Below are 15081 nucleotides of genomic sequence, written 5' to 3'. Positions count from 1 at the left end.
TGAAATGACGAGGGACTGGACATGAGAAAAATCAATTTTACAGATAAAAACGGAACATTTACGATTACAAATCCGGAAAATTATAGTGGACTTTACTTACCACTGGCAGGAGAAGAAGGTCTGAAATCCAGTATTACACCAACTTTGGGAGGAGATAGTAAAACGGACCAGAATCATTTCCTTCTCGAACCTGTCAGCATTGAAAACCTTCACAATAACCGTGGCACCAGAAATTTCTGGTGTCGGGTAGAAGGAAAAGGCTACTGGTCAGCATGTGGAGTTTCAGCGGAGCAGGAGTTTGATAAATATACAGACAGACAGGATGAAAGCACTCTGGAAGCAGGAATGATGTGGCAGAAGTTGACAAGAACTTCAAAAAAATATGATCTTCAGTCAGAAATCACATCCTTTGTTTCTATTGATGGCACAACAGAGATCCAGCTGATCAAGATTACAAATCTTTCGGAAGAAGAACAGGAAGTAACACCGATCGTTGCCATTCCGGTTTATGGAAGAAGCGCAGATAATATCCGCGACCACAGACATGTTACATCACTTCTTCACAGAATCGACACGAAAGAATGTGGCGTAGAAGTTACACCGGTATTATCCTTTGATGAGCGTGGACATCAGAAAAATGATACGACTTATTTTGTATATGGTTTTACAGCAGAAGGAAATGCCCCGAAGGAGTTTTATCCGACTGTTGAAAGCTTTATTGGAGAGGGAGGTTCTTTCCTGATTCCGGAAGCAGTACGTGTAGAAAAAACGGGATGTACCGCAGGCTGCCATCTGGAGGGGAAAGAGGCTGTTGGGGCATTCAGGTTTGAACGCAGAAAATTAAAAGCAAATGAATCAATAGAGTATGTTGTTCTTGCCGGAGCAACGGGAGAAAAGGCTTCCATTTCAAAAATCTGTACTTTATTTGGTACGAAGGAGCAAGCGGAAAACGAGCTTGCCAAAGTGAAAAAGTATTGGACAGAAAAAGTGAATGTAGAGTTTGAAACCGGTGATGAAGCTACAGACAATTATCTGAAGTGGATTTGCTTCCAGCCAATTTTAAGAAGAATTTATGGATGTTCCTTCCTTCCATATCACGATTATGGAAAAGGAGGAAGAGGCTGGAGAGATCTCTGGCAGGATTGCCTTGCACTTCTGATTATGAATCCCTCAAACGTCCGTCAGATGATTGTGGATAATTATGGCGGAGTAAGAATTGATGGAACAAATGCGACAATCATCGGAAATAAGCAGGGTGAGTTTATTGCAGACAGAAACAATATTACACGTGTCTGGATGGATCATGCATTCTGGCCATTTGTAACGACTCGTCTGTATCTGGATCAGACAGGAGATATGGAGGTTCTGTTTGAAAAGGTTCCGTATTTTAAAGATTTGCAGTCTATGAGAGGTACTGCACATGATAAGTTTTGGAACAGCGAATATGGACAGAAGCAGAAAACAGAAAGAGACCACATTTATTTCGGAACAGTTTTGGAGCATATTCTTTTACAGAATCTGTGTGCGTTCTATGATGTAGGAGAGCATAATGAAATGCGTCTTCATGGTGCCGACTGGAATGATGCACTGGACATGGCATGGGAGAAGGGTGAAAGTGTTGCATTTACCTGTGCTTATGCCGGAAATTTGAGAAATATTGCAAAAACACTCCGTCAGTTGGAAGAAATCAGTGGAAGCAGCAAGATTGAAATTGCACAAGAGATGGAAGATCTTCTTGCAGGAAGCGTGGAACTGTATGAAGATGCAGCACGTAAGCAGGCACTCCTTGCAGGATACGCAAAGAAATGTGAACATAATATCAGTGGAGACACAATTGTTGTAAGACTGGATCAACTTGCTGCTAATCTTGAGGGAAAAGCAGACTGGATGATGAAAAACGTCCGTGCCAACGAATGGGTGAAGGATGGAGAAGATGGCTGGTTCAATGGCTATTATGATAACCATGGCAGAAAAGTAGAAGGCGTTATGGATGAAAGCGTGAGAATGATGCTGACCGGACAAGTATTTGCCATTATGAGTGGAACGGCAACAGAAGATCAGGTGGAATCTATCTGCAGGAGTGCAGACAAGTATCTTTATGATCAGAAAGCCGGCGGATACCGTTTGAACACAAACTTCCATGAGGAAAAATTTGATCTTGGAAGAATGTTTGGATTTGCTTATGGCGAGAAAGAGAATGGAGCAGTGTTCTCACACATGGCTGTTATGTACTCAAATGCATTGTACCAGAGAGGATTTGCAAAAGAAGGAAATAAAGTACTTCAGGCACTTTTAGATGCAGCAATGGAATTTGATAACAGTAAGATGTATCCTGGACTTCCGGAATATTTTGATAATCAGGGAAGAGGCCTCTATGCATATCTGACAGGCGCTGCAAGCTGGTATATGCTTACCATGATCACAGAAGTGTTTGGGGTGAAAGGAGATTGCGGTGACTTGAAGATCGCACCTGCACTTATGCCGGAACAGTATAATCAGGATGGAAAAGCAGTACTTAAGATGACATTTGCCGGAAGGAACTTTGAGATTATATTCTATAATAAAGAAAAGAAAGAATTCAATCAGTTGAAGATCCGGAAAGCAGCTTGCGATGGAAAAGCATTAGAAATAACAGCTGAAAGGTGTACAATACTTTCAAAGAGAGAGATTCAGATGCTTTCAGTGAAACAGACACATAAGATTGAAATTGAATTAGTATAATCGACAGATTAAAAAAAGATAAAAATACTGTCAGAAAGAGAATTGCTTTCTGACAGTATTTTTTGTGGGAAAATCTGAGAATTCTTCTGAGAAGAATTCTGATGTTACCACATGCTTTTATAGTATTTGTCCCGGTACTTCTTTGGGGTGAGCCCGGTAAAGCTCTCGAATGTCTGGATGAAGTGACTCTGTGAAGAAAAAGCAAGATAATTTGCGATATCTACAATTGATTTATCTGAGTATCGCAGCAGATGAGTTGCTTTTTCTATTTTCTGCTCACGGATATAATCGCTGACAGAGACTCCCAGATTCTGCTTGAAAATGCGTGAAAGATAATTCGTGGAAAGTTCGGTGTGGTCAGCAAGAACCTGAATCGTGATTCTTTCTTTGATGTGACTGTAAATATAATCAACACATTGCATAACGGGTTTTGATAAAATGGAACTCTTTTTCTGAAGAATCATCTTACCTGTAAAATCCTTTGCCATCTCATGGTGAAGATCTGCAACCTGACGGATCGTTGTGCAGGGATCCATCTTCAGAATATAGAAGTCGCTGAGCCTGTAAGCCTGCTCTGGTTCGAGCCCACCGTCGATACAATAACGGGTCAACATTGCAGCAGTGACAACAAAGTGGTATTTTATATTAGTAAGCGCATTACGGGACAGAACGCCCGTTCCTTCCAGGCGAATAAATTCATCTTCGGAACAGTTTTTAATGACTGCTTCCATGTCGCCGGAGCGTACAGCATTATAGAAAGAATATTCTACAGTTGGTGATCTGTGAAGCGTTTCTAATTCGCTGTTTTCGAGTTCTGTATTGTACCATTCATTAGATAAAGCCATAAAAAATCTCCTTTTTTATATTATAACACGAATTTGACATTTTGTTAAGATAAATAATATAATCGGAGGAAAAAAGATGGTATATTTAGTTCAACAACAAGAAAAGCATAGCAGAGTGCTTAGATAAAGGAGGATTTATAAATGAAAAAGAGAGTTGTTGCGATTCTTATGGCAACAGTAGTTGCTGTTGGATTACTTGCCGGATGTGGAAGCAAAGGGGGAAATGGCGGAGAGGCCAGTACAGAAGAAGGAAAGGTAATTAACATTTATTCTTGGAATGATGAGTTCCGTGAGAGACTGGAAGCTGTATATCCTGAAGTTGAGTCAACATCCAAAGATGGAACTGTTACAACATTGAAAGATGGAACAGAGATCCACTGGATCATCAATCCAAATCAGGATGGTGTTTATCAGCAGAAACTTGATGAGGCACTTATGAAACAGGCAGATGCTGATACAGATGATAAAGTAGATATCTTCCTGTCAGAGACAGACTATGTATACAAATATACAGATGCTGAAGCAGACGCTGCAATGCCACTGAAGGATCTTGGAATTGATCCGGATAAAGATCTTGCAGATCAGTACGACTTCACAAGAACAACAGCATCTGATGCAGACGGAGTTCAGAGAGGATCTACATGGCAGTGCTGTCCGGGAACAATGGTTTACCGTCGTGATATTGCAAAAGAGGTATTCGGAACAGACGATCCGACTGCTGTAGGTGAAAAAGTAAAAGACTGGGCTACTATGAAACAGACAGCAGAAGAACTGAAGCAGAAAGGATATTATGCATTTGCTTCTTATGCTGATACATTCCGTCTCTATGGAAACAACATTTCTGATTCATGGGTAAAAGATGGAGACACAAAGGTTACAGTTGATCCAATGATCATGCAGTGGATTAATGATTCAAAAGAATGGCTGGATGCAGGTTACTTAAACCCGACAGTAAAAGGTCAGTGGAATGATGACTGGAACAAAGCAATGGGAAGTCAGTCCAAAGTATTTGCATTCCTCTTCCCGGCATGGGGTATTGATTTCACACTGAAACCGAACTGGGATGGAGAAGACGGCGTATGGGCAGTAACAAACCCACCGCAGGAATACAACTGGGGAGGATCTTACATCCATGTTGCAACAGGTACAGATAATCCGGAACATGCAAAAGACATTATCCTTGCTATGACAGCAAAAAAAGATAATCTGTTAAAGATCTCCCAGGATTACTCAGACTTTACAAATACAAAATCCGGTATGCAGGAAGCAGCAAACGATGATGCTACATATGGTTCAGAATTCCTTGGCGGACAGAACCCATTCCAGTATTTTGCACCAGTTGCTGAAAACATCAAGATCGCACCACTTTCCGCTTACGATCAGGGATGTGTGGAGTTGCTCCAGAACTCATTCAGCGATTACTTCCAGGGCAAAGTTGACTTTGAGAAAGCAAAATCAAACTTTGAAACAGCAATTAAAGAACGTTATCCTGACATTACAGAGGTTGTTTGGCCAGAATAATGTCTGGAATGAACAGCTACTAACGCAGGGAGCTCTGTGACAGCAGAGCCTCTGTTCTGTTAGAAGATATTGTGGAAAGGAAGAACCATTATGAAGAAAAAGAAAAAAAGTATTGATTATGGAAAATGGGGATATATATTTATTCTTCCTTTTTTCGTAACATACATTATTTTCTCATTGATACCGTTGATCGATACAGTAAGGTATAGTTTCTTTGAATATTACCGATCAGGAATTAAAGAGGTTGGACCGAATTTTATAGGAATGGCAAACTATGTGAGTCTTCTTCATTCAGATATGCTGAAATATGGAGCGAATACTTTAATTCTGTGGGTGATCGGATTTATACCTCAGATTGTGATCGCGCTGGTACTTGCAGCGTGGTTCACTGATGTCCGATTAAAGATTAGAGGGCAGCAGTTTTTCAAAGTTGTCATTTATCTTCCAAACCTGATTATGGCATCTGCATTTGCATTGTTATTCTTTACAATGTTCTCAACAAATGGACCGATTAACTCAATTCTGATGTCAATCGGAATCCTGAAAAAACCGATCGATTTCCTTGGATCTGTATTTGGAACAAGATCGTTGATCGGATTTATGAACTTCCTGATGTGGTTTGGAAATACAACTATTATGTTGATGGCAGCAATCATGGGAATCAGTCAGGACGTCTTCGAGGCATCTGACCTGGATGGATGTAACAGTATCCAGAGATTCTTCTATATTACACTGCCTATAATCCGTCCAATTCTGGCATATACATTGATCACATCCATTATTGGCGGACTTCAGATGTTTGATGTTCCTCAGATCCTGACAAATGGACAGGGTAACCCGAACAGAACATCCATGACTCTGATCATGTTCCTGAACAGTCATCTGAAGAGCAAAAACTATGGAATGGCCGGTGCACTTTCTGTATATCTGTTTGTCGTAAGTGCAATCCTCTGTTTCTTTGTATATCGTATGACAAATGATAACGATCCGGATGGTTCTAAGAAAGCAGCTAAGAAAAGAGCAAAAGCAGAAAGGAGAAAGAGATAATGAAATCAAAAACAAAGTCAAGTCGTGGACGTAGCATACTGGCACATACCGTATTGATTCTGTTATCTTTTATGTGTCTGTTTTTCTTCTATGTGTTGATTATAAATGCAACACGTTCTCATTCAGATCTGCAGAAGGGATTCTCAGCACTGCCGGGAAAATATTTCTTTACAAATCTAAAAAATGTAGCGAATGACGGAAGCTTCCCGATGTTCCGTGGTATTTTGAACAGTTTGATCGTATCAGGGTGTTCAGCAGCATTATGTACCTATTTTTCAGCTCTGACAGCATATGGGCTTTATGCTTATGATTTTAAAGCGAAAAAAGTAGCATTCACATTTATTATGGCAATCCTTGTTATGCCTACACAGGTTACAGCAATGGGATTCCTGAAATTGGTTACGAACATGGGAATGTATGATTCTCTGCTTCCATTGATCCTTCCATCCATTGCATCACCGGCTGTATTTTATTTCATGTACAGTTATCTGCAGTCTTCCCTTCCGATTTCTCTTGTAGAAGCGGCAAGAATAGACGGATCCGGAGAATTTAGGACATTTAACCACATTGTTCTTCCAATCATGAAGCCGGCAATTGCAGTTCAGGCAATCTTTACTTTCGTTGGTTCCTGGAACAATTACTTCGTTCCGGCTTTGATCATTCAGTCAAAGAATAAGATGACAGTCCCGATCCTGATCGCAACACTTCGTGGAGCAGACTATATGAACTTTGATATGGGTAAAATCTATATGATGATCACAGTAGCAATCGTGCCGATCATTATTATATACCTGCTGTTGTCTAAATATATTATTGCAGGAGTTACTCTTGGTGGAGTAAAAGAATAATAAGAAATAAGTTGTTGGAGGAAGGCTGTCATTTAGTGGGCAGCTTTTTTCTTACAGTTGGTTTATTTAAGGAGATGTGTAAATGGAAACAAATTTGAAACATAGTGGAACAAGAAGTACAGAAGTTTGCCAGCGTGAAATAGATCATGCAGTGTTTGCGCGTGAGGCAGCAGAAGAAGGAATTGTCCTGTTGAAAAATGAAGGACTTCTTCCATTAAAAAAAGATACAAAGATTGCACTTTTGGGAATTGGGGCAGAGAAGACGATCAAAGGTGGTACTGGTTCCGGAGATGTAAATAACAGGGAAAGTGTATCTATATATGCCGGAATGAAAGAAAAAAACGCGGATATTGTAAGCGAGGAGTGGCTGAAAGATTATCACAACCGTTATGAGCAGGCGAGAACAGAGTGGAAGGAGCAGATCTTAGAAGCTGCAAAACATGTAGACAATCCATTTGATGCCTATGCTGCCAATCCATTTGCCATGCCGGATGGCCGTGCGGTGACAAATGAAGATATCAAGGCTGCAGAAGCAGCGGTTTATGTTATAAGCCGTATTTCCGGCGAAGGAAAGGACAGAAGAAAAAGAAAAGGGGATTATTATCTGAGTGACCAGGAAGAAAAAGATCTGTATTTCCTAAACGAGCAGAAAATCCCAACTGTATTGATCATTAATGCAGGTGGACCGGTAGAACTTACAGACCTGCTGGCTGGAACAGAAAATATATGTGCAATCCTGAATATTTCCCAGCTTGGACAGGAAGGTGGAAATGCAGTTGCTGATATATTGTTTGGAGAATTTACACCGAGTGGAAAGCTGACAACAACATGGACAAAACGCTACGATGATTGTCCGGCAGCAGAGGAGTTCAGCTATTTGAACGGAAATCTTGAGACGGAAGAATATGCGGAAGGAATCTATGTTGGATACCGCTATTTTGACAGCTTTGGAATTGAACCATTATTTTCATTTGGTTATGGTCTGTCTTATACAGAATTTGACATTCGACTTTGCGGTATAAATACTGCTTCGAAAGGTGTGACAGTAACTGTTGAGGTAGAAAACACAGGAACAACATACAGCGGAAAAGAAGTTGTGCAGATTTATGCTTCTCTTCCTCAGGATGGAAGCAGAAAAGAATTCCGTCGTCTGGTCGGATATGAAAAGACAGAAGAACTGAAACCGGGAGAGAAAGAGATGCTGAATATTGTTCTTCCTGCAAAGGCGTTCGCAAGCTTTTTGGAAGAGCAGCAGGAGTGGAGAATCCAGGCAGGTGCTTATGGAATATGGATTGGAAACAGCTTGTCAGAGGCAAAACTTTCAGCGGGGGTAAAGGTATCTGCTGATGTAATGATGGAGAAAACAAAGAAACTGGAAGATCATAGTGAAGTCGTTGAAATCAAAGACTGTGCAGAAGAATTATGCAGACGCGCAGAAGAATGGACAGCACTACTTGAGGAACTTCCGAACGTATCATTTGAACCAGAGGCAGAAGAAAAGAAAGTATGCACATTTCCAGAAGAAACGGAGATTCCTGTAGAAGATTTGATTTCACTTCTGTATGGAAATATGTCTGAAATCAGAAGTACACTTGGAGCATCTGGAATTAAAGTGCCGGGAACAGCAGGAGAGACGAGTGAAGCACTGCTTGATCAATACGGAATCCCATCTTTGACCATGGCAGACGGACCGGCCGGAATCCGCCTGCAGCAAACTTATGAAGTAGACCGTGAGAAAGATACAGTTTATGGAACAGGTGTGCTTGGTTCACTTGAAAATGGTTATCTTGTTGGAAAAAAAGACCATGAGGGCGCAGAACGTTACTATCAGTATTGTACTGCATTTCCGGTAGGAACAGCACTTGCACAGTCTTGGAACAAAAAACTGATGGAACAGTTTGGACGGAAGGTTGCGGCAGAGATGGAAGAATTTCATATTAATCTCTGGCTTGCACCGGGATTGAATATTCACAGAAATCCGCTGTGTGGAAGAAACTTTGAATATTATTCAGAAGATCCATTTCTTGCAGGCACACTGGCAGCAGCGGTGACCAGAGGAGTTCAGAGCAGACGGGGATGTGGTGTTACAATCAAGCATTTTGCATGCAATAATCAGGAAGATAACAGAATGGGGGTTGATGCACACGTATCAGAAAGGACATTGAGAGAAATTTATCTCAGAGGTTTTGAAATTGCCGTCAAAGAGGGTGCACCAACTGCGATTATGTCTTCCTATAATCTGATCAATGGTGTGCATGCAGCAAACAGCAAGGACCTTTGTACAAGGATTGCACGTGAAGAGTGGGGATTTGAAGGAGTTATAATGTCTGACTGGAATACAACAGTGCCGGAGGATGGAAGCATTCCGTGGGTTTGTGTGGCAGCAGGAAATGATATTATTATGCCGGGGAATCCGGATGATGATAAAAACATTCGTGATGCGTATAAAGAAGGAAAACTTACAGAAAAGGAAATCCGTCTTTGTGCAGACAGAATCCTGAAACTGATTCGAAGATTAAGCTGATTATGTCAATTTAGTTGTTACGAGCCGGAGCTGATGCCTCCTATTTCATCGCATACCCTTCGTCATACGGGATGTACCAGACTGGGTGAGAACAATGTCAATCCCAAAGTTATGCAGTATGTGATAGGGTGCTGGATGTCCGATGGAGATCCGTTTAGCACCGACCGTAGCGGAGCGAAGAACATTCAGATGCACAGATCACAATGAATGTCTACAATCATATTGCAGAGAAGCCTCATGTGGAGAATGAGATGTCTAAAATGAACCTGCCAGAAACTGTACCTGCTGTGGTATAAACCAGAAGCCGTTGTCGTAAAATGTGGTAAGAAAATCAGACGAATATATTTTTCCAAGAATTTGTGGTAAAAATGTGGTCAAATCAAGAAAATCGAGTGCGAAAGTAAGTGAAAAATCCCTGTGAAGCCCGTAAAATCAAGGCTTCACAAATTTTTCACAAAATAATTAGCACTCATCTATTGACATGGCTAACAACATATGTTATATCTATTATAGAACAAAAAGAAAGAGAGGTAACAAGATGAACATTAATAAATTTACCCAGAATTCATTGCAGGCGGTACAAGGATGTGAAAAAGTTGCCTATGAATATGGCAATCAGGAGGTAGAGCAGGAACATCTGCTGTATGCTCTTATCATACAAAATGACAGTTTAATCGCAAATCTAATCGAGAAAATGGGGATTCAGAAGCAGTTGTTTAGCAATCGCGTGGAAGAAGGATTAAGAAAACGCACAAAGGTACAGGGCGGACAAATCTACATTGGCCAGGATTTGAACAAAGCTTTGATCCATGCAGAAGATGAGGCAAAACAGATGGGAGATGAGTATGTTTCGGTAGAGCATATTTTCTTATCTCTGTTGAAGTATCCAAACAAGGAATTAAAGGCCATTTTCAGAGAATTTGGAATTACGAGAGAAGGATTTCTTCAGGCACTTTCTACTGTCCGAGGAAATCAGAGGGTGACAAGCGACAATCCGGAGGCTACGTATGATACTTTGAATAAATATGGAAGCGATCTGGTAGAACGAGCCAGAGAACAGAAGCTAGATCCGGTGATCGGGCGTGACGCAGAGATTCGGAATGTGGTCCGGATCCTTTCAAGAAAGACAAAGAATAATCCGGTATTGATCGGAGAACCTGGTGTCGGTAAGACTGCAGCGGTAGAAGGCCTTGCACAGAGAATTGTCAGAGGAGATGTGCCGGAAGGTCTGAAAAATAAAAAGATTTTTGCGCTGGATATGGGGGCGCTTGTAGCTGGGGCCAAATATCGCGGGGAGTTTGAGGAACGTCTGAAAGCGGTACTGGAAGAAGTGAAGAACAGTGATGGGAATATTATTCTTTTCATTGATGAACTTCATACAATTGTCGGTGCAGGAAAGACGGATGGTGCGATGGATGCCGGCAATATGTTAAAACCGATGCTGGCGAGAGGTGAATTACACTGTATTGGTGCGACAACGTTGGATGAATACAGGCAGTATATCGAGAAAGACGCGGCTTTAGAGAGAAGATTTCAGCCGGTTATGGTAGATGAACCGACGGTGGAAGATGCCATTTCTATTCTTCGTGGATTGAAAGAACGCTATGAAGTATTTCATGGTGTGAAGATCACAGATAGCGCACTTGTGGCAGCTGCAACACTCTCCAACAGATATATTACAGACCGTTTTCTGCCAGATAAGGCTATCGACCTTGTAGATGAGGCATGCGCTTTAATTAAGACGGAGTTAGATTCTATGCCGACAGAGATGGATGAACTGCGAAGAAGGATCATGCAGTTAGAGATTGAGGAGGCTGCATTGAAAAAGGAAAATGACAGACTCAGTCAAGAGCGTCTTGTTCATTTGCAGCAGGAACTGGCAGAGATGCGGGATGAATTTGCCGGAAAGAAAGCGCAGTGGGACAATGAGAAAACATCTGTGGAACGTTTGCAGAAGATCCGTGAGGAGATAGAGCAAGTCAATCAGGAGATACAGAAAGCACAGCGTTCTTACGATTTGGAAAAGGCGGCAGAACTTCAGTACGGAAGATTACCGCAGCTGACAAAGCAGCTTCAGGAGGAAGAAGAACGTGTCAAAGGAAAATCGATGACACTTGTGCATGAAAGTGTCACAGAGGATGAGATTGCAAGGATCATCTCACGCTGGACGGGCATCCCGGTGGCGAAGTTAAATGAAAGTGAGAGAAGTAAGACCCTTCATCTGGACGAAGAACTTCATAAAAGAGTGATCGGACAGGACGAAGGTGTGACGAAAGTGACGGAAGCAATTATCCGTTCCAAAGCAGGAATCAAAGATCCTACAAAGCCGATCGGTTCTTTCTTATTCCTTGGACCGACCGGTGTTGGTAAGACAGAACTTGCAAAGGCACTTGCGCAAAGGCTGTTTGACGATGAGAGCAATATGGTTCGGATCGATATGAGTGAATATATGGAAAAATATTCCGTGTCACGTCTGATCGGAGCACCTCCGGGATATGTCGGATATGATGAAGGAGGACAGTTGACAGAGGCGGTGAGAAGAAAACCATATTCTGTTGTACTGTTCGATGAGATTGAGAAAGCACATCCAGATGTATTCAATGTGTTGCTTCAAGTATTGGATGATGGTCGGATTACAGACTCACAGGGACGTACCGTTGATTTCAAAAATACGATTTTGATCATGACATCGAATATCGGTTCTACGTATTTGTTAGATGGAATTGATGAGAATGGGGAAATCAAAGAAGAGAGAGAGACTCTCGTTATGAATGATCTGCGGGCACACTTCCGGCCGGAGTTTTTAAATCGTCTGGATGAAATCATTATGTTTAAGCCACTGACGAAGAAAGATATTTACGAGATTGTTGAGTTGTTGATTCAGGATTTAAATAAAAGATTGCAGGATTCTCAAGTGAAGATAGAACTGACAGAAGCTGCAAAGCAATTTGTTGTGGATGGCGGATATGAGCCGATGTACGGTGCAAGACCACTTAAGAGGTTTTTACAGAAAAATGTAGAGACACTGGCAGCAAAGTTGATTCTTTCCGGAGAAATCGGAGCGGAGGATACAATCTTGATCGATGTAGAAGATGGAGCACTCAAGGCGAGAGTCAAGGCGTGGGTAAGATCCTAACAAAGTGAATTCAATCAGCGGAAGCGATTTGTGGAAGCAGTCTGCATGTGAAGCCGTTTTTCGTTGACGAAAGAGGACATTTGTGCAATGATAGAAACAGTACAGATGTTCTCTTTTTGTTGCGCGGAATATTTTTTTGAAATCCCAGATGATAAAGAGATCAGAGATGGAAAAAGTGTACTTTTAATAGGCTAGGGAAAGGAGCAGACATGTCATCCATTATTTTTCATATTGATGTAAATTCCGCTTACTTAAGCTGGACTGCGGTGGAAAAATTGAAAAACGGGTCAGAGATTGATCTGCGAAAGATTCCTTCTATTATAGGAGGAAATCAAGCATCCAGACATGGGGTTGTTCTGGCAAAATCAATCCCTGCAAAAAAGTATGGAGTGAGAACCGGGGAACCAGTAGCAAACGCGCTCAGAAAGTGTGCGACACTGGTAATTGAACCGCCGGATCATAAGATGTACAGACAGTATAGTCAGAGACTGATGGAATTCTTGAAGGGCTATACACCAGAGATTGAGCAGGTCAGTGTTGATGAATGCTATATGGATTTTACAGGGATTGCTTATCGATTTTCCGGTCCGGTTGCGGCGGCAGAGGAAATCAAAGAGCGGGTACGAAAGACCTTTGGATTTACAGTGAATATTGGAATCTCCTCGAATAAACTTCTTGCGAAGATGGCATCGGATTTCGAGAAGCCTGATAAGGTGCATACGTTGTTTCCAGATGAGGTGAAAGAAAAAATGTGGCCACTTCCGGTTTCAGAACTTTATATGGCGGGAAGAGCAAGCGTTGAGGTGTTGGAAAAGCTTGAGATCCGCACGATTGGGGATCTTGCCAGAATGAATCCACAACTTTTGGAGCTGCACATGAAAAGTCATGGGAGGATGCTGTGGGAATTTGCAAATGGGATTACGCATTCCAAGGTGGAAAAGGAGCAGACACAGGCAAAAGGAATCGGCAATTCAACGACATTGTCCCAGGATGTGGTAAGTGAGGAAGAGGCTCAGAAAGTACTTCTGATGTTGGCGGAAAGTGTCGGCGCAAGACTCAGAAAAGCAAAGCAGCAGGCGGGGATGGTCAATGTGGAAATCAAATATGCTACATTTCAAAGTGTTTCTCATCAGAAGCAGCTTAGGATGCCGACCAGTTCAGATAGTATTCTGTATGAGAATGCCTGCAGTCTTTTCCGAGAATTGTGGGATGGAAGACCGATTCGGCTGTTAGGAGTCCGTACATCAAAGCTGGTAGATGAGAGTGCGCCGCGGCAGATGAATCTGTTTGATTATCAGATGGAGCAGGAGATTCAGAGAAAAAAGAAGGATGCCCGCAATACAAAATATGAAAAGCTTGAAAAGGCGGTAGATGAGATTCGGAAAAAATATGGGGAGCATGCAGTGATGAGAGGAGTGCTGCTCCCGCCAGAAAAAGAATAGTAGAAAAAGGAAAACAAAAGATCAATGCTTTTCTGTAAATTTTTTTACTTCATTGCCAAGCTGCTCTTCAAAATGGTCTCCAAACCATTCGTTTTCCAAAGAGATGTTTCTTGAGGAAGAAGAGTTTGTTCTTCGTTGCCTGGAGGAGCGCATGGCTTCTCGATAATCTTCCTCTTCGTAATCGTCCTCATAATAATCATTGTCATCGAATGTATCATCATATTCATCATCGAGCACATCATCATAGCGACGGCGCTTTCTGGAAGAGGAATATTCCCGAGGTTCTGGAGAGTTGTATCGGTAATGATTTGCCGGAGCAGAACGGCACTCGTAGGAGCCGTAAGATCTTCGAGGAGTGCGGCTGCGTCTGGCATTTTTTCGTTCCAGGCGGCGCCGTCTCCGTTCCAACATGCGTGCAGGTACAAGAAAGATAAAGCAGACGATCCGCACAGTTAAAATTCCGAAGAATACACCGATACTGTCGATGCCTACATCAATCACAGAAGGTCCTCGTCCATCTACGAAGGATTGATGATATTCATCCCCTGCGGCAAATCCGACACAGATCAGTCCGGCGACGACCATAAGCGGAAAACCGCGCAAACCGTAGACGTAAAACGGGAAGGACACTGCGACAGCGAGGATGAAATATTCGCTCATATGTGCAAGTTTGCGGACCGGATATTCGATGCTGGCGGCAACTTCAGAAATTTCCCAGTCCTGAAGTCCTTTATCCAGAACCTGATTTCCGATTTCTACAATTTTTACACTTACTTCATAACTTAAATTTCCTGATTCCTCCCCGGTCTGACCGGAAAAAGAATAGATCATATACATAATTGCCAGTGCCGGCAGAAAAGACAGTGGTTTTAATACAAAGGTGATCAGTTCTTTCATAATGCTTATCCCTCCTTTTTATTATTACGCAACTATATCATTTTTTCAGATATTTGTAAAGGAGGACAAAATTCCCCATTGGGAATCTTCTTAAAATAAA

The 15081-nt window shown here is 41.9% G+C and carries 9 protein-coding genes; 7 read left to right on the top strand and 2 right to left on the bottom strand.

Translation table 11 applies throughout. The features are described from left to right. Positions 1-21: 21 nt before the first annotated feature. The gene (locus tag ACESPO_RS12285) at positions 22-2721 is read left to right on the top strand and encodes a GH36-type glycosyl hydrolase domain-containing protein (RefSeq protein WP_499788909.1); all 2700 of its coding nucleotides are present in this window, start codon (positions 22-24) and stop codon (positions 2719-2721) included. A gap of 104 nt (positions 2722-2825) precedes the next feature. Here the strand turns inward: ACESPO_RS12285 and ACESPO_RS12280 are convergent, their stop codons facing one another. Beyond that, positions 2826-3566, bottom strand: a complete 741-nt coding sequence (locus ACESPO_RS12280) for an AraC family transcriptional regulator (RefSeq protein WP_251392400.1) — start codon at positions 3564-3566, stop codon at positions 2826-2828. A gap of 141 nt (positions 3567-3707) precedes the next feature. Here ACESPO_RS12280 and ACESPO_RS12275 point away from each other — a divergent pair, with 141 nt between their 5' ends. The 6 genes from ACESPO_RS12275 to ACESPO_RS12250 all read left to right on the top strand — a co-directional run bounded on the left by ACESPO_RS12275 (position 3708) and on the right by ACESPO_RS12250 (position 14084). Beyond that, positions 3708-5087 carry a carbohydrate ABC transporter substrate-binding protein gene (locus ACESPO_RS12275; RefSeq protein ID WP_499788907.1) on the top strand — a complete coding sequence of 460 codons (1380 nt, stop codon included), beginning with the start codon at positions 3708-3710 and terminating at the stop codon, positions 5085-5087. A gap of 90 nt (positions 5088-5177) precedes the next feature. Next, on the top strand, positions 5178-6134 hold the full coding sequence (locus ACESPO_RS12270) for a carbohydrate ABC transporter permease (protein WP_009262861.1): 957 nt from the start codon (positions 5178-5180) through the stop codon (positions 6132-6134). Beyond that, positions 6134-6982 carry a carbohydrate ABC transporter permease gene (locus ACESPO_RS12265; RefSeq protein WP_009262860.1) on the top strand — a complete coding sequence of 283 codons (849 nt, stop codon included), beginning with the start codon at positions 6134-6136 and terminating at the stop codon, positions 6980-6982. Before ACESPO_RS12270 ends, ACESPO_RS12265 begins: the two co-directional genes overlap by 1 nt. Before the next feature lie 82 nt (positions 6983-7064). Next, on the top strand, positions 7065-9506 hold the full coding sequence (locus tag ACESPO_RS12260) for a glycoside hydrolase family 3 protein (protein ID WP_499788906.1): 2442 nt from the start codon (positions 7065-7067) through the stop codon (positions 9504-9506). A gap of 538 nt (positions 9507-10044) precedes the next feature. After that, the gene (clpB, locus tag ACESPO_RS12255; RefSeq protein WP_499788904.1) at positions 10045-12642 is read left to right on the top strand and encodes an ATP-dependent chaperone ClpB; all 2598 of its coding nucleotides are present in this window, start codon (positions 10045-10047) and stop codon (positions 12640-12642) included. A 209-nt stretch (positions 12643-12851) separates the two neighbouring features. Next, complete coding sequence (locus ACESPO_RS12250) at positions 12852-14084, top strand: DNA polymerase Y family protein (RefSeq protein WP_009262857.1); 1233 nt, start codon at positions 12852-12854, stop codon at positions 14082-14084. 21 nt (positions 14085-14105) lie between these two features. Here the strand turns inward: ACESPO_RS12250 and ACESPO_RS12245 are convergent, their stop codons facing one another. Then, positions 14106-14981: a VanZ family protein gene (locus tag ACESPO_RS12245; protein WP_499788902.1), complete on the bottom strand. Its 876-nt coding sequence runs from the start codon at positions 14979-14981 to the stop codon at positions 14106-14108. Between the last annotated feature and the right edge of the window lie 100 nt (positions 14982-15081).

The sequence above is a fragment of the Coprococcus sp. HPP0074 genome (assembly GCF_964238105.1).
Lineage (GTDB): Bacteria > Bacillota > Clostridia > Lachnospirales > Lachnospiraceae > Faecalimonas > Faecalimonas umbilicata.
This window is presented reverse-complemented; position numbering and strand designations above follow the sequence as displayed.